Raw genomic sequence first — 14,012 nt, 5'->3', positions numbered from 1 at the left:
GGGGCGGGCGATGGGTATATTGCGAGCAACTCCCATTCCGGGAGCGGGCGGGTCAGCCTGGGCCGCTGAGTGCGGCCACCGCACCGGCCAATGCCGGTGCGGTCGGCAGCAACGTCAGCCGGCTTTCTTCAGCGCCAGGGTATTGCCCAGCACTTCGATCTTGCCGCCACCTTTACGGAAGGCAGCCAGATCCGCAGCGATGCTCTGGCTGCTGACGGCGGAGTTGGACCCTTGCTTGCGGTCGACGCGAACGGTGTTGCTTGCCTTGGGGGAGGTCTTTGGCGTACGAGCCATGGATGCTCCTGCTATGGATGAAGCGTGGAAGAAAACGTCGACAGATCCTGCTGTTGTCGACGGTAGTCCTGCCGCACGAGGCGGCAATCATCGCCGCCCATGTCGAACTGACGGCAGATCGCGGGTCGCTGCGAGTAGATCGTGCAGCGCAGGTGATACGGGTCGATCGCAGCGCACCAGCCTTCTTCGTTGCGTGCCATCACCGTGCCGCCACGCGCATCGGTGTCCAGCAGGTAACCGGGCACGTTGTCGTCAGGCATGACGGTGACGGTGAGCCGACAGCACACCGCGTCGCAACGACGGCAATCGATGGGGTCGGGCTCGGACGATGTAAGAAGTGCAGCCAGGCGTTCGCCCAATCTGAGTGTCTCTTGGCGGCTCGGGGTGCAGCAGGCTGTGAACGAGCCGGATCACAGCGATGAGCGATCCCGGCACCGCGGACAGGTCCGGACGGTGGCAGCATCGAAGAGGACGGTGGCCTGGGAGGCCCGGAAGATGTTGCTTGTTGCGTCAAGCGCATTGCGCTTTGAAGCCGAAAGATGATAGCGCTTTCGGCGTAACGTTTTGTTAATAAGGCCGTTCACGCCTCTTCAGGCCTTGCGGGGCAAGGCCTGGCGCTGCCGGTGGATCAGTTGGCGGCGGCCAATGCCAGCCCGTGCACCACACCGAAGGACGGATTCCCGCGGACCAGGGTCGAGCCCGGGAAGGCGTTGGCCACGGCCTGCTGCAGGTAGCCGGCGCGCGACATGCCGCCGGTCAGGAACACCGCCGCCGGGTCGTGGCCGATGTCGCTGCGCACCTGCTCCAGCAGGGCGGTCAGCTCGCCCAGATACCCGCCGGCGGCGGTCTCCAGCCGCGAGGCATCGATCTGCATCTGCAGGCCGCGCTCGATGAAGTCCAGCGCGCTGTCGTGGCTGGCCACGCTGCTGAGGGCGATCTTGCAGCGCTCGACTTCACGATACAGGCGCGCGGTATTGCCGGTGTCCTGCAGGGCGGTCAGGCGCGGGCCGAACGGCGCGTCCACATCACGGTAGGTGTGCTGGCGGAAATCACGCTGGCGGGTCATGTCCTGCACCATCGCCGCTTCCACATAGTGGTGCGCCGGCACGCGGGTGATGCCGCGGCCGAACAACGGCATGTAGCCGCCCAGACTCAGCGCCAGATCGATATCGGTACCGCCACGGGCGATACCCCAGGCGCGGTGGATGGTCGGGGCCTGGCCGCCGCCCACGCGCGCATGGGCGACATCGGTGGTACCACCGCCGATATCCACCACCACCGCGTCATGCTCCTGCGGGCTCTCGGCGTGGTAATGCATCGCGGCGGCCGCCGGCTCTTCGAGGAAATCGATGCTGTCGAAGCCGGCTGCGATCGCCGCACCGTGCAGGATCTCCAGCGCCTGCGCGTTGCCGGCCTCGCCGATCGAGCTGCGGAACTGGACCGGGCGGCCCAGCGTGGCGGTGCGGATCGGCGTGTCCAGCTGGCGCGAGGCGGTCAGGCGGATGTGCTCGAGGATGTGCGTGGCGATGCCGGCGATGGTCTGGCGCGCACGCGGGTGCAGGTTGTAGCCGAGCATCGACTTGGGGCTCTGCACCAGGTTGCCTTCGTTCTCTTCGAAGTAGGCCTCCAGCGCGTCATCGCCGTAGACCGCGTTCTGCAGCAGGGTGGTGGAGCTGAGCGGGGCGCGCATCTGCTCTTCCATCCACTGCCGGCGCACCACGCGCAGGGCCTCGCGGCGCAGTGCATCGGGGGTACGCTCCTGGCCGGCGGCGCGGGCATCGCGCGCGGCCGCGTCGACCAGCCGGGCCAGATCGTGTTCCAGCGCCGGGGTCAGTTCGAAGTCGTTCGGGTCGCGCATCACCTCGGGGAAATACACCGTGGTGCGGAACTGTTCGGCCTGGCCGAACTGGATCGGCACGACCTTGCCGTCGATCACCACGGCGGCGGCGGAGTTGCTGGTGCCAAAGTCGATGCCGAGTTTCATGCGGGGGCCGGGCCGGTGGTCAGGGGGCGCGCACTTTGCGGCAACGGGACCGCCGACGCAAGGGCAGCCGGTAACGGGCGGTTACACTAACGGCCGTTTCGTAACCGAAGAGCTGTCGATGTCCGCCATTCCCGCCTGCCCGCAGTGCACCCTGGAAAACACCTATGCCGATGGCGCGCTGTTCATCTGCGCGGATTGCGGCCACGAGTGGGCGGCCGGTGACGGTGGCGGCGAGGCCCTGGTGGTACGCGACAGCAACGGCAACGTGCTGGCCGCCGGCGACACCGTGACCGTGATCAAGGACCTGAAGGTGAAGGGCTCCTCGATCCCGCTCAAGCAGGGCACCGTGATCCGCAATATCCGCCTGGTCGAGGACGATGCCGAGCACATCGAAGGCAACTCGGAAAAGATCAAGGGCCTGGTCCTGAAGACCTGCTTCCTCAAGAAGGCCTGAGCCGGCTCAGTTGGCGTTGGTGCCGCGCTGGCGCCAGCGCTGCAGGCTGTCCAGCTTGGCCTGGTAGCGGGATCTGAGGGCGTCGCCGTTTTCGCCGGCCAGATCCCTTGCGCGCTGCATTTCGATCGAGGCCCGGCGCGCATCGCCGGCCAGGAAGTAACTCCGGGCCAGCGCGAAGTGGAAGGGATGGGCGGTCTCGTAGAGGCGGACGGCCCGGCGGTAGAAACGCACCGCCGCGGCGTAGTCCCGGCGCTGCTCGGCCTGGGCGCCGAACATGTACTGGGCGAAGGGATCGTCGCGCTGTACGCGCGCCAGCCGGCTGGCCAGCAGGCCGGCCTGCCGGGTGTCGCCCGTGCGCCGGTACAGCGTGCTGGCATTGCTAAGGCTGGCGCCATGCCGCGGTTGCAGGCGCAGGGCGGTTCCATAGTCCCTGCGGGCCTGGTCCAGCTTGCCCATGCGCGCATCCAGAACGCCCAGGTTGTTCCAGGCGGCCACGAAGTCCGGCGCCATGCCCAGCGCGGCGCGGAAGTAGGCGCGCGCGCCCCCGGTATCGCCGGCGGCCATGCGGTCGGCCCCGCGGTTGTTGTAGAAATGCGCCAGCGTGCGTTGCCGGTTGATGCGCTGCGGGCCGAGGCGGTCATACAGCACGCTGTGGTCCAGATCGACCGTGCCGCTGCGCCCGTCCAGCACGATGCCCGCGTTGACGTGGCCCACGCTGTAGATCACCCCGGAGGCCTGGTACCAGCTCACCACCTGCGCCACTTCCTGGACATGCGCATCGATGCCGGCGAGGTTGGCCAGGGTGACGAACAGCAGGGTGAACGAGAGGCAGTTGGCGCGCCGCGTCTGCCACGTTTCACCGATCGTATGGGTCGCGTCGGGGTCGTAGGCCAGGTGCAGCCCGTGTTCGTCGAAGATCATCTCGACCAGCCGCTGCAGGCGGCGCTCGCGCGCGTAGCCCGGATCGATGACCCGTTCGTGCAGCAGGGCGAGCAGCGGGGCGGGCACCTCAAGGATCTGCGCCGGCGTGGGCAGTGCGGTGGCGCTTGGCTCAGCTGCGGCCGGCGGCGCCGTGTCGGCCGCCCAGACCGGCGTGGCGGCCACGGCCATCCACGCGATCAGGAAGAGTCTGCATGCGGTCATCGCCGTCACCTCGCGAGGCGTTGGGGTCCGTCCACGCCAGTCTAGGCGGGTCGTCGGGCGCCGGCATGCCGTTCATCGGCCGATCGCGCCATCCACAGGGGATGTGGATCAGCGGTCGACAAACATGTGGATAACCGGACGCACCCACTGCGCGGCAACGGTTCTGTGAAGGTGGTCAAAAAAGCACCGCCCGGCTTGCCAGCGTCGCTGCGACGGCCAATCATGCGTGCATGCACGTCGAACCGATTCCGCTGCCCGCCGGGCAGCTTGCCGCGCTGGAAACCGCCTACGCCCTGCCGCCGCGGGCGTATCACAACTGGTCGCACGTCCAGGCCGTCCTGCAGCACTGCCGCACGGTTGCCGAGGCCGGTCCGGGCTGGGTCCGGCCGCGTGAGGTGCACCTGGCCGCGCTCTATCACGACGCCATCTACGACGCGGGCCGGGGCGACAACGAAGCGCGCTCGGCCGACATGGCACGCCAGGCCATCGCACGGTGGCTGCCGGAGGCCGGGATCGATGCGACGCGGGTGGTCGAGCTGATCGAACTGACCGCCCGCCACAGCAAGCTCGCGCCTGGCGACGTCGACCCGGAGGCGGCGCTGTTCCTGGATTGCGACATGGCCATTCTGGGGGCGCCGGCGGCGGTGTTCGATGCGTACGACCGCGGCATCGCCGAGGAGTACGCCGGGCACGTGCCGGGCTTCCTGTTCCGGCTCAACCGCCGGCGCTTTCTCAAGCAGGTACTGGCGCAACCGCGGATCTTCCTGAGCGACTTCTTCCACCAGCGGCTGGATGCGGCCGCGCGCGACAATCTGCGCCGGCGGGTTGAGCGCTGAACCACGCCCGCTACACTGTGCGCGCTGTTTTCCCTACGTGTGTGGCCATGTCCGTGTCCGTTCCAGATCCCGATCCGCGTCCGCAGCCGCCGGAAGAGCCCGGCCCCAACGAGTGCTGCGGCAGCGGCTGCCCGCTGTGCGTGCTGGATCTGTACAGCGATGAGCTGCAGCGCTACCGCGCCGCGCTGGCCGCCTGGAAGGAGCGTCACCCCGAGTCCACCGACTGACCCCAGGAGCTGGAGATGTCGCGTCCCCTGCCATGCCCTTCCCGCTGGCCCGCGCAGCATCACGGACGTGCCGCCCTGACCACGCTGATGGCGCTGGGGCTGTTCATCGCTACCGCGCTGTGGACGCAATGGGCACGCGATGACCTGGACTGGGTGCAGGCCACCCTGAGCCTGTACCTGCATGGCCCGTGGGGGCTGGCATTGCGCACCGCTTACTGCCTGCTGGCGCTGGCGATCATGCTGCTGGCCGTCTCCCTGCATGCCAACAGTCGCTCGCCGCGACGCAGTGCAGCGGCCCCCCTGCTGTTCTGGGTAGCCGCGCTGGGCCTGATGGGCGTGGCGATCGGCGACAGCTGGCTGCCCGAGCGCGCGCCGCTGCTGGCACCGCTGGTGCACGGGCTGTCGGCCAATACCGCGTTCCTGTGCGTGAGTGTGGCGATGCTGCTGCAGAGCTGGTATCTACGTGCCGATCCGCGCTGGCGCGGCTGGGCCGGGCCGGCCTGGTGGTGGGCCTGGCTGTGCTTCGTGCTGCTGTGGCTGCACGTGCTGTGGCGCGGCCCGCCGCGCGGCGCCGGGCAGAAGCTGGTGATCGCCGTGGTGCTGGTGTGGCTGGTCTCGGTAGCCTGGCAGCTGTGGCGGCAGGCGCGCCGCGACGCGCGCTGAGCGTCCGGCCACGGTCTGTACATGCCCTTGGCGGAGCAGGGGCGTATCGTTGGCACACTATTCATGGGATGCGCGACGATGCGGCGAGCCGGTTGGGGGATGATGCTGGGTGTGGTGCTGGCGGGGATGTCCGGACAGGCGCTGGCCGCGCCGCCGCCGCTCAGTCACGGTCGTTTCGAGAACGTGCCGGTGTACCTCCCGGACGGTCACCCGCAGCGGGTGGTGGTGTGGTTCGACGGCACTGCCGGCCACCCCGACAGCCAGCAGCGTATCGATGCGCTGCGTGCCGAAGGCGCGCTGGTTGCCCAGGTCGATGTCGCGCATCTGCGCCAGGTGCTGGCCCGCGAGAAGAGCGGTGATTGCGCGTTCGGTGCCGGCGATGTGGAGAATTTCTCGCGCTGGTTCCAGGCCTATCTGCACGTGCCGGGCTACCACCTGCCGCTGATCGGCGGCGATGGCGAGGGCGCGGCGCTGGCGTACGCGGTGGCCGCCGAGGCCGATACCCAGGTATTCGCTGGACTGCTTACCACCGGCTTCTGCCCGTCGGGCGTGCGCGAGCGCAAGGTCTGCGGCGCCGGCAGCAGCCACGGCCGCCTGCAGCCGGCGGAACTGAATTTTCCGTGGTTGAACGCTGCCGGCGATGTGCATTGCCCGGCCGGCGAGTCGGCCGCATTCGTGCGCAAGGTCGGCATGGGGCGCCAGTTCGAGCGCACCGCGCGGGGCGACGCGTTGCCCGGCCTGCTGGCCGCGGCCAAGGTGATCGGCGCGCAGAAGGGCGTCAGCCTGGCGCCGCCGCCGGATGACCTCAAGGGCCTGCCGGTGGTGGACGTTCCATCGAGCAAGCCGGGCGACACCTTCGCCATCTTCGTCTCCGGCGATGGCGGCTGGGCCGGGCTGGACAAGGAGGTGGCCGCGTCGCTGAGCGAGGCCGGGGTGCCGGTGGTCGGGGTGGATTCGCTGCGCTACTTCTGGACCGCACGCACGCCTGAGGGCTTCGCCCGCGATCTGGAGCGCATCGCCACGCACTACAGCCGCCAGTGGCAGCGCCGCAACGTGGTGCTGGTGGGTTTCTCGCAGGGCGCCGATGTGCTGCCGGCGGCAATCAATCAGCTGTCACCGGCTACCCGGGAATCGGTCTCGATGATCGCGCTGCTCTCGGTGGGCAAGACTGCCGACTATGAGTTCCATGTCAGCAACTGGCTCGGCGGCGGTGGCGATGGCCTGCCGATCGCGCCGGAGGTGGCCAAGCTGCCTGCCGGAAAAACGTTGTGCGTCTTCGGCGAAGACGACGGCGACGCGCTGTGCCCGTCGCTTCCGGCCGGTGGCAATGCGCAGGTCATCAAGCTCCCCGGCGACCATCACTTCAAGGGTGATTACGACCGCCTCGCCGATACCATCGTCCAGCATCTGCCGGCGCGCTGAGCGCCGGCGGTCTCTGCCGGCACAGACTCAATCGTGCCGGCGCGGGTCCAGTGAGATCAGCCGTGTCGCATCAAGCAGGGCGGCGGGCAGGTGCACACCGCCCGGCGCGGCCAGATAACGTGCGCGCCAGACCGGGGCGAACTTCGACTTGAAACGGCGCAGGCCGCTGAAGCCGTAGAAGCGTTCGCCATGCCGCGCGACTACGTTGGCGAAGCGGTTCCAGCGCCCGGCCAGGCGATGCTGGGCCAGCCCGGACAGCGGTGCCATGCCCAGCGAGAACCGATGGAAACCCTGCTCGCGGCCCCATAGGAACAGCTCGATGAACAGGAAATCCATGGTGCCCTTGGGCGCATCATCGACATGCCGCATCAGGTCGACCGACAGCTCATTGCCGGCCGGTGCCTGCCACAGATTGGCGAAGGCCACGATGCGGCCTTCGGCTTCGACCAGCGCGACCGGAAAGCGTGACAGGTAGGCCGGATCGAAACTGCCCAGCGAAAAGCCCTTCTCATCGCCGGCCTTGTCATCCAGCCACTGCTGGGAGACCACCGACAATGCCGGCAGCAATCCCGGTACTTCCTCGGGCGGCGCCACCCGGAAGCTCAAGCCACCGCGCTTGCCGCGGTTCCAGGCCTGGCGCAGATCCGCGCGATCGCGGCCTTCCAACGTGAACGCCTGCAGCGGCACCATCGCCTCTTCGCCAAGCTTGACCAGGGTCAGGCCGAGGTCGAGATACGTCTGCCAGTGCGCCTCACCGACCTGGTAGAACACCGGGCGCAGGCCGAGCCGATCAGCTTCCTCACGGAAGCGCCAGATCAGCGCACGCACCACGTCGGGCGGGCCGACCGGATCGCCCATCGCGATCAACGAGCCGCCGTAGCGCTGCATCATCACGAAGCCCCGCTGCGCCTCATCACGCAGCACCGCCTTGTCCGCGGTGAGCACCAGGCACGCCTGGGTGTCTTCGGCTGCTGCCAGGATCGGGGCGAGCGCGTCCAGCGTGGAGGCATCGGCCGCCGGCAACGGACTGCGCGTGCTGTGCAGCAACCGTGCCAGGCCGAAGATGGTGAGCGCGATCGCTACCAGCAACAAGGCACGCAGCGCGCGTGGCGCGTTGCCCTGCAGCGCGAACTGCCACCACAGCTCGTTCTGGTATTCCACGTGGCTGTAGACGAAGAACAGCAGCCAGATCACCGCGACCAGCACCAGCCCGAGGTTGCGGATCCACGGCCATGACCAGGCCTCGTCCAGCAATGCGCCCTGGCGATAGAACTCGCGGCGCGAGGCCCACAGCGCGGCAGCCACCAGCAGCGCCGACAGCGCGATCAGCACCTGCCCACCGCGCAGCCAGATCGGCAAGGGCGAGAGCACACAGATGCCGAGCGCGAGCATCCACGCGGCGTGGCTGCGCCGCTGCAGGCCCTGGCCGATCAGCAGCAGCGCGACACCGGCCAGACTGCCCAGCAGGTGCGAGGTTTCCAGGATCGGCAGCGAGGCGGAGATCAGGTGCCGGCGCGGCGTCGGCAGGGTGCCGTCGATCACCAGTGCTGCGCCGACGCTGAACACCGCCAGCGCGATGATCTGCGGCAGCCACGGGCGCAGCGCGGTCCAGCCGACCCGGGTCGCACCAGCACCGGCACGCAGCGGGCGGCGCAGCGCCGGCGCAACCGCCAGCACCGTAGCCAGCAGCAGCGGCAGCACGTAATAGGTCACGCGGTAGATCAGCGCCGCCGCCAGCACCGCAGCGGGCGCCACCTGCGGCAACAGCTTGAGCAGGCTCCACTCGAACACGCCCAGGCCGGCTGGCACGCTGGAGATCAGGCCCGCCAGCACCGCGACCAGATACAGCCCGACGAAACCGGGCAGGCCGGTTGGCGTATCCATCGGCAGCAGCACATAGAACGCCGCACTGGCCAGCACCAGTTCGACCACGCTCAGCGCAGTGACACCGAGCATCGTGCGGCGGTCGGGCAGCCACAAGGCATGCCCGCGGATCTGGAAACTGCGGCCTTCACGCCCGACCAGCAGCACCGTGCCGGCATAGGCCAGCAGGCCGAGAACGCCAATGACCCGCACCGCCTGCACCGGGATCGGCAGCGCCAGCGCCGCCGCGCCGGGTTCAAGCAGGAAGGCCAACGCCAGCAGCAGCCACGCACCGAATACGAAGCCCAGTGTGCTCATCAACACCACCTGGCCGATCTCGCCCAGGCTCAGCCCGGCACGGCCATAGCCACGCAGGCGCACGGCACCGCCGGTGAGGGCCGCAAAGCCCAGGGTCTGCCCCAGCGTATGCGCCAGGAACGCGGTGATGCCGACCCGCGCCGGATGCAGGCGCTTGCCGCTGCGGCGCAGACCGATCGCATCGAAACCGATCAGGCAGGCATAGCTGGCCAGGCCAAGCAGCACGGTCAGCGCGATCTGGCCGGCGCCCAGATGCCGGAACGCCTCGCGGATCGCGCGGTAGCCATGCTCATCGAATTCGTTGGCCAGCCCACGCAGGGCCAAGGCCAGGATCACCAGCGGGATGACGACGGTCGCGGCGCGGCGCCAGGGGGCGCGGGCCGGGGTGGGAGCAGGGGCGGTGTCGGTCATCGGTACAGCGTGCTCCGGGGTGGGCGATGAAAGAGTCAACACAGGCGTGGCCGCCTGACCGGCAAATCGTGCGCCTGATGCCGACGCTTGCCAAGCGGGCGCGGTGTGCGGGCTGTGGCTGCTTTGCGCACCGGGCCCGGCAGGCGCGCGCCGCATCGGTGACAATGCGGTTCCATCCAGAGGAGTAATCGCCATGTTGGAACGTTTCGACGTTGGTCCGCGCATGTCCGAAATGACCGTGCACAACAAGGTCGCCTATCTGTCCGGGCAGATCCCCGAAGACACCAGCCAGGACATCACCGGCCAGACCCGCCAGGTGCTGGAAGAGATCGACAAGCTGCTGGCGCTGGTGGCCAGTGACAAGCAGCACATCCTGCGCGCGGAAATCTTCCTGGCCGATATCAATGATTTCGCCGGCATGAATGCCGCGTGGGATGAGTGGGTGGTGGCCGGCATGACCCCGGCCCGCGCGACGGTGGAAGCCAAGCTGGCGGATGCGAGCTGGAAAGTGGAGATCGTGGTGACGGCGGCATTGCCGTAAGCGCACCGCGCACCCGCTGGGCGCCATGGTGATCGACGCATCGCCGTGCGCCCAGACCCTGCCGCCGCCCCAAGGCGCATAGCGGCCGACGCAAGGATCAGGGCGCGCTGACCAGGTCGATGCAGTCCACTGGGCACGGCGGGATGCACAACTCGCAGCCCGTGCACAGATCGGCGATGACGGTGTGCATGTACTTGGCGCCGCCGACGATGGCATCCACCGGGCAGGCCTGGATGCACTTGGTGCAGCCGATGCAGTCGGCTTCGATCACCACCGCGACCTGCGGTGCCTTGTGTGCACCGCGCGTGCGGTCGAACGGCACCGCCGCCACGCCCAGGACATTCGCCAAGGCACGCGCACCGGCATCACCGCCCGGCGGGCAGTGATCGGTGCCCGCCTCGCCGCGTGCCATCGCCTCGGCATACGGACGGCAGCCGTCATAACCGCATTGCCCGCATTGGGTCTGCGGCAACAGCCGGTCGAGGCGTTCGGTGAGGGTGTCGATGGGGAGGCTCATGGCGTGGCGGTGGCTGCGCGGTGGGGCATCAGGCCCGGCTGTCCCGGGCAGTTGGTGTGCCCGCCGGTGGATCCCGACGCGGCTTCATGGGCTTGCCGCGATACCAGCGCTCGTGGGCGAGTGCCAGCATCGGACGGTCTTCGCGGCTGTCGCCGTACGCGTGGATACGCAGGTAGCGCGCGAGGTCGTAACGCCGGCGGATGTGCTCCACCTTGTGCGGCGCGCAGTCGCCCTCGGCGTAGCGCCCGGTGAGGCGTCCGTCGTGGCTGTCCAGCCGGTTGCAGATCAGTTGCAACCCCATCGCCTCGCACCACGGGCGCAGGTAGAGGTCCAGCGAGCCGGACACGATCACCACGGTGTGGTGTTGCTTGAGGTGCCAGTGGATCTGCTCGAGCATCTCCGGCCGCATCACGCCGGGCAGTACATCGCGCGCGTAGCCGGCGGCCTGTGCGGTGATGTCCTCCAGATGGCGGTCGGTAAAGGTCAGGCGGGTGACACGGGCGCGCAGGCGTTGCGCCGAGATCAGCTTCAGTCGATAGGCCAGCAACCACGGGCCGACGTTCCACCAGGCCTGTGCCAGCTGCTCGGGCGTGGCCACGCGGCGCAGGAACCGCCCGTAGGTATCGCAGGTGGTGACCGTGTGGTCGAAATCGAACAGCGCCAGTTCCAACCCACACCTCCAGGCAGAAGAGCGTGGCAGGGCGACCCGGTGGCCGCCCTGCCGCAGCGATCAGCGGACCGGCATGCCCGGCAACGCGGCGCTGTCGGCGTCCAGCAGGGCCAGCGCGCCGCCGTCGAAACCGGCCGACAGGATCATGCCTTCGCTCAGGCCGAAGCGCATCTTGCGCGGGGCCAGGTTGGCGATGAAGACCACGCTGCGGCCGACCAGCTGCTCCGGCTCGCCGTAGCTGGCGCGGATGCCGGAGAAGATCTGGCGCTTGCCCAGCTCACCGGCGTCGAGTTCGAAGCGCAGCAGCTTGTCCGACCCTTCCACGAACTCGCAGACCAGCACCTTGCCGATGCGCAGATCCAGCTTGGCGAAGTCGTCGATGCCGATGTAGGCCGGTGCGGCCTCGCCATCGGCCGCAGCAACCGGTGCCGGTGCGGCAGCGGGCTTGGCCGGTTTGGCCGGGGCGGCGGGGGCCGGGGTGGCGGCCTGCAGGGTGTCCTTGGAAGCGTCGGTCATGGCGTCGATTTTTTTCGGGTCGATACGGGTGAACAGGGGCGCGTATACCGCGATGGTATGCGCGGTCAGCGGGGTGGCGATGTCGGTCCAGGCCTGCACGGGCGCGGCCAGGAAGGCCTCGGCCTGCGCGGCGGTGGCCGGCAGCACCGGTTTGAGCGCGGTGACCAGCACGCGGAACAGGTTCAGGCCCTGGGTGCAGACCGATTGCAGCTGCGCGTCGGCGCCGTCCTGCTTGGCGATCACCCACGGCTTTTCATCGTCGATATAGCGGTTGGCTTCGTCGGCCAGCGCCATGGTCTGGCGCAGTGCGCTGGCCGGATCGTTGCGCTCGTACGCCTCGCGGATCGGCGCCAGCGCGGCGACGAAACGGTCGTACTGGGCGGCATCGGGCAGCGCGGCGGCCAGGCGGCCCTCGAAGCGCTTGCTGATGAAGCCGGCGCAGCGGCTGGCCAGGTTGACGAACTTGCCGACCAGATCCGCGTTGACGCGCGCGATGAAGTCACCCAGGTTCAGGTCGAGATCGTCCACGCCGCCGGAGGACTTGGCCGCGAAGTAATAGCGCAGCGCTTCCGGTTCCAGCCCGGCATCCAGGAAGGTGCGGGCCATCACGAAGGTGCCGCGCGACTTGGACATCTTGGCGCCATCCACGGTCAGGTAGCCGTTGACGTGCAGGCGGGTCGGCGCGCGGTGGCCGGTGCCGTGCAGCACCGCCGGCCAGAACAGGCCGTGGAAGTTCACGATGTCCTTGCCGATGAAGTGGTGCAGCTCGGTGCTGGTGCCCGCGCGCAGGTGGGCGTCGAAATCTTCGCCGGTCTTCGCGCACAGCGCCTGGAAGCTGGAGAGATAGCCGATCGGCGCATCCAGCCACACGTAGAAGTACTTGCCCGGGTGGCCGGGAATCTGGAAGCCGAAGTACGGCGCATCGCGCGAGATGTCCCACGCGCGCAGGCCACCTTCGGCATTGAGCCACTCACCCAGCTTGGCCTTCACGCCCGGCAGGGCGACGTCGCCGGCCAGCCACTCGCGCAGGAAACCTTCGAAGCGGCCGACCTCGAAGAAGAAATGCTCCGAATCGCGGATTTCCGGCGTGGCGCCGGAGATCACCGATTTGGGGTCCTTCAGGTCGGTCGGGCTGTAGGTGGCGCCGCAGACCTCGCAGTTGTCACCGTACTGATCCGGCGTGCCACAGTTCGGGCAGATGCCCTTGATGTAGCGGTCGGGCAGGAACATGCCCTTGGCCGGGTCGTAGAACTGGGCCACGGAGCGGCGCGCGATGTGGCCTTCGGCCTCGAGCTTGAGGTAGAAGGCTTCGGTCAGTGCCTTGTTGGCCGCCGAGTTGGTCGAGTCGTAATGATCGAACGCCACGCCGAACGCGGCGAAATCGCGCTCATGGCTGGCCTGGATGTTGGCGATGAAGGCCTCCGGGGTCACGCCGGCCTTTTCGGCCGCGAGCATGATCGGGGTGCCGTGGGTGTCATCGGCGCAGACGAACCAGGTCTTGCCGCCGCTCATTCGACGCGCGCGCACCCAGATGTCAGCCTGGATGTAGCCGACCAGGTGGCCCAGGTGCAGCGGGCCGTTGGCGTAGGGCAGGGCGGTGGTGACGAGAGCGGTGCGGGTCATGATGAGCGCTGTTGCCAGGGGAACCGGGGATTATCGCACGCCAAAACGCAGTAACCCGGCCGAAGCCGGGTTACGGGGGCTCAACAGCAGCGCCGGGCTTACTCGCGCACCCAGGTCTGGGCGCGGCAGATGAAGGCCACGCAGCCGGACACGTCCAGCTTGGCGCCGCCGGTCTGCAGCTTCATCTTGGACTTGTAGGTCTTGCCGTTGCCCGGATCCAGGATGGTGCCGCCGGACCAGGCGTTGGTGCCGTCGGTCTTGAGGTTCCACAGGATGGTCATGCCCTTGACCGGCTTGTTCTTGTTGGCGCCTTCGCAGCCGTCGCAGACCGGATTCGGGCCCTTGTCCGAGTGCAGGATGTCCACGACCTTGCCGGTCAGGGTGCCGTTGGTGGCCTGGGTGATCTCCACGATCGACTTCACCTTGCCGGTCTTGTCGTCGATGGTCTTCCAGCGGCCGCCCGCGCCCGCGGCGGCGCGGGGCGCGCCCCCGGCCCCGCGCAACCCCCGCGCCCCCCACCCCCGGGTGAT

At 68.6% G+C, this 14,012-nt stretch carries 15 protein-coding genes; 6 read left to right on the top strand and 9 right to left on the bottom strand.

What is annotated here, in order from left to right; all coding sequences use genetic code 11:
- Positions 1 to 114 precede the first annotated feature (114 nt).
- The 3 genes from QMX81_RS18290 to QMX81_RS18280 form a co-directional block, all read right to left on the bottom strand.
- Positions 115 to 294, bottom strand: coding sequence for a hypothetical protein (locus tag QMX81_RS18290; protein WP_019183415.1), 180 nt, complete (start codon positions 292 to 294; stop codon positions 115 to 117).
- Positions 295 to 305: 11 nt separating this feature from the next.
- Positions 306 to 605 carry a YkgJ family cysteine cluster protein gene (locus QMX81_RS18285; protein ID WP_080114834.1) on the bottom strand — a complete coding sequence of 100 codons (300 nt, stop codon included), beginning with the start codon at positions 603 to 605 and terminating at the stop codon, positions 306 to 308.
- Between the two features lie 317 nt (positions 606 to 922).
- Entirely contained in the window at positions 923 to 2,278 is a 1,356-nt protein-coding gene (locus QMX81_RS18280) for an Hsp70 family protein (protein ID WP_121038664.1), read from the bottom strand.
- Between the two features lie 118 nt (positions 2,279 to 2,396).
- On the opposite strand from QMX81_RS18280, the gene QMX81_RS18275 reads away from it, so the two are divergent.
- Positions 2,397 to 2,732: a zinc ribbon domain-containing protein YjdM gene (locus QMX81_RS18275; protein ID WP_019183411.1), complete on the top strand. Its 336-nt coding sequence runs from the start codon at positions 2,397 to 2,399 to the stop codon at positions 2,730 to 2,732.
- Positions 2,733 to 2,738: 6 nt separating this feature from the next.
- Here the strand turns inward: QMX81_RS18275 and QMX81_RS18270 are convergent, their stop codons facing one another.
- Positions 2,739 to 3,875 (bottom strand): tetratricopeptide repeat protein, encoded by a 1,137-nt coding sequence (locus QMX81_RS18270; RefSeq protein WP_282263573.1) that lies wholly within the window; start codon positions 3,873 to 3,875, stop codon positions 2,739 to 2,741.
- Positions 3,876 to 4,105: 230 nt separating this feature from the next.
- On the opposite strand from QMX81_RS18270, the gene QMX81_RS18265 reads away from it, so the two are divergent.
- The 4 genes from QMX81_RS18265 to QMX81_RS18250 all read left to right on the top strand — a co-directional run bounded on the left by QMX81_RS18265 (position 4,106) and on the right by QMX81_RS18250 (position 7,023).
- The gene (locus QMX81_RS18265; RefSeq protein ID WP_121038657.1) at positions 4,106 to 4,711 is read left to right on the top strand and encodes a hypothetical protein; all 606 of its coding nucleotides are present in this window, start codon (positions 4,106 to 4,108) and stop codon (positions 4,709 to 4,711) included.
- Between the two features lie 47 nt (positions 4,712 to 4,758).
- Positions 4,759 to 4,938 (top strand): oxidoreductase-like domain-containing protein, encoded by a 180-nt coding sequence (locus tag QMX81_RS18260; RefSeq protein WP_121038654.1) that lies wholly within the window; start codon positions 4,759 to 4,761, stop codon positions 4,936 to 4,938.
- A gap of 15 nt (positions 4,939 to 4,953) precedes the next feature.
- Positions 4,954 to 5,601, top strand: coding sequence for a DUF998 domain-containing protein (locus QMX81_RS18255; RefSeq protein WP_282263571.1), 648 nt, complete (start codon positions 4,954 to 4,956; stop codon positions 5,599 to 5,601).
- A 78-nt stretch (positions 5,602 to 5,679) separates the two neighbouring features.
- Positions 5,680 to 7,023: an AcvB/VirJ family lysyl-phosphatidylglycerol hydrolase gene (locus QMX81_RS18250; protein WP_121038650.1), complete on the top strand. Its 1,344-nt coding sequence runs from the start codon at positions 5,680 to 5,682 to the stop codon at positions 7,021 to 7,023.
- A gap of 27 nt (positions 7,024 to 7,050) precedes the next feature.
- On the opposite strand, the gene mprF is transcribed toward QMX81_RS18250, so the two are convergent.
- Complete coding sequence (gene mprF / locus QMX81_RS18245) at positions 7,051 to 9,615, bottom strand: bifunctional lysylphosphatidylglycerol flippase/synthetase MprF (RefSeq protein ID WP_282263569.1); 2,565 nt, start codon at positions 9,613 to 9,615, stop codon at positions 7,051 to 7,053.
- A 193-nt stretch (positions 9,616 to 9,808) separates the two neighbouring features.
- Between mprF and QMX81_RS18240 the strand changes: the two genes are divergently transcribed.
- A complete protein-coding gene (locus QMX81_RS18240; protein WP_121038644.1) occupies positions 9,809 to 10,156 on the top strand; it encodes a RidA family protein in 348 nt (115 codons plus the stop codon).
- Positions 10,157 to 10,253: 97 nt separating this feature from the next.
- Here the strand turns inward: QMX81_RS18240 and rnfB are convergent, their stop codons facing one another.
- The 4 genes from rnfB to QMX81_RS18220 all read right to left on the bottom strand — a co-directional run bounded on the left by rnfB (position 10,254) and on the right by QMX81_RS18220 (position 13,985).
- A complete protein-coding gene (gene rnfB / locus QMX81_RS18235) occupies positions 10,254 to 10,673 on the bottom strand; it encodes an Rnf electron transport complex subunit RnfB (RefSeq protein ID WP_121038641.1) in 420 nt (139 codons plus the stop codon).
- A gap of 28 nt (positions 10,674 to 10,701) precedes the next feature.
- The gene (locus tag QMX81_RS18230) at positions 10,702 to 11,343 is read right to left on the bottom strand and encodes an HAD family hydrolase (protein WP_282263567.1); all 642 of its coding nucleotides are present in this window, start codon (positions 11,341 to 11,343) and stop codon (positions 10,702 to 10,704) included.
- A gap of 60 nt (positions 11,344 to 11,403) precedes the next feature.
- Complete coding sequence (gene metG, locus QMX81_RS18225; RefSeq protein ID WP_121038634.1) at positions 11,404 to 13,482, bottom strand: methionine--tRNA ligase; 2,079 nt, start codon at positions 13,480 to 13,482, stop codon at positions 11,404 to 11,406.
- Positions 13,483 to 13,580: 98 nt separating this feature from the next.
- Entirely contained in the window at positions 13,581 to 13,985 is a 405-nt protein-coding gene (locus QMX81_RS18220; protein ID WP_282263584.1) for a DUF2147 domain-containing protein, read from the bottom strand.
- Positions 13,986 to 14,012 lie beyond the last annotated feature (27 nt).

Origin of the sequence: Stenotrophomonas sp. PS02301, assembly GCF_029959485.1 — a bacterium.
Classification (GTDB): Bacteria; Pseudomonadota; Gammaproteobacteria; order Xanthomonadales; family Xanthomonadaceae; genus Stenotrophomonas; species Stenotrophomonas maltophilia_Z.
Note: the sequence above shows the minus strand (reverse complement) of the source record. Positions and strands in the feature narration are given on the sequence as shown.

What these genes read in the sequence shown, in the direction of transcription:
- QMX81_RS18265 (WP_121038657.1), top strand. Translation starts at nt 4,106, where the DNA reads ATGCACGTCGAACCGATTCCGCTGCCCGCCGGGCAGCTTGCCGCGCTG.
- QMX81_RS18275 (WP_019183411.1), top strand. Translation starts at nt 2,397, where the DNA reads ATGTCCGCCATTCCCGCCTGCCCGCAGTGCACCCTGGAAAACACCTAT.
- QMX81_RS18280 (WP_121038664.1), bottom strand. Translation starts at nt 2,278, where the DNA reads ATGAAACTCGGCATCGACTTTGGCACCAGCAACTCCGCCGCCGCCGTG.
- QMX81_RS18250 (WP_121038650.1), top strand. Translation starts at nt 5,680, where the DNA reads ATGCGGCGAGCCGGTTGGGGGATGATGCTGGGTGTGGTGCTGGCGGGG.
- QMX81_RS18270 (WP_282263573.1), bottom strand. Translation starts at nt 3,875, where the DNA reads ATGACCGCATGCAGACTCTTCCTGATCGCGTGGATGGCCGTGGCCGCC.
- mprF (WP_282263569.1), bottom strand. Translation starts at nt 9,615, where the DNA reads ATGACCGACACCGCCCCTGCTCCCACCCCGGCCCGCGCCCCCTGGCGC.
- QMX81_RS18255 (WP_282263571.1), top strand. Translation starts at nt 4,954, where the DNA reads ATGTCGCGTCCCCTGCCATGCCCTTCCCGCTGGCCCGCGCAGCATCAC.
- QMX81_RS18260 (WP_121038654.1), top strand. Translation starts at nt 4,759, where the DNA reads ATGTCCGTGTCCGTTCCAGATCCCGATCCGCGTCCGCAGCCGCCGGAA.
- QMX81_RS18240 (WP_121038644.1), top strand. Translation starts at nt 9,809, where the DNA reads ATGTTGGAACGTTTCGACGTTGGTCCGCGCATGTCCGAAATGACCGTG.
- rnfB (WP_121038641.1), bottom strand. Translation starts at nt 10,673, where the DNA reads ATGAGCCTCCCCATCGACACCCTCACCGAACGCCTCGACCGGCTGTTG.
- QMX81_RS18290 (WP_019183415.1), bottom strand. Translation starts at nt 294, where the DNA reads ATGGCTCGTACGCCAAAGACCTCCCCCAAGGCAAGCAACACCGTTCGC.
- metG (WP_121038634.1), bottom strand. Translation starts at nt 13,482, where the DNA reads ATGACCCGCACCGCTCTCGTCACCACCGCCCTGCCCTACGCCAACGGC.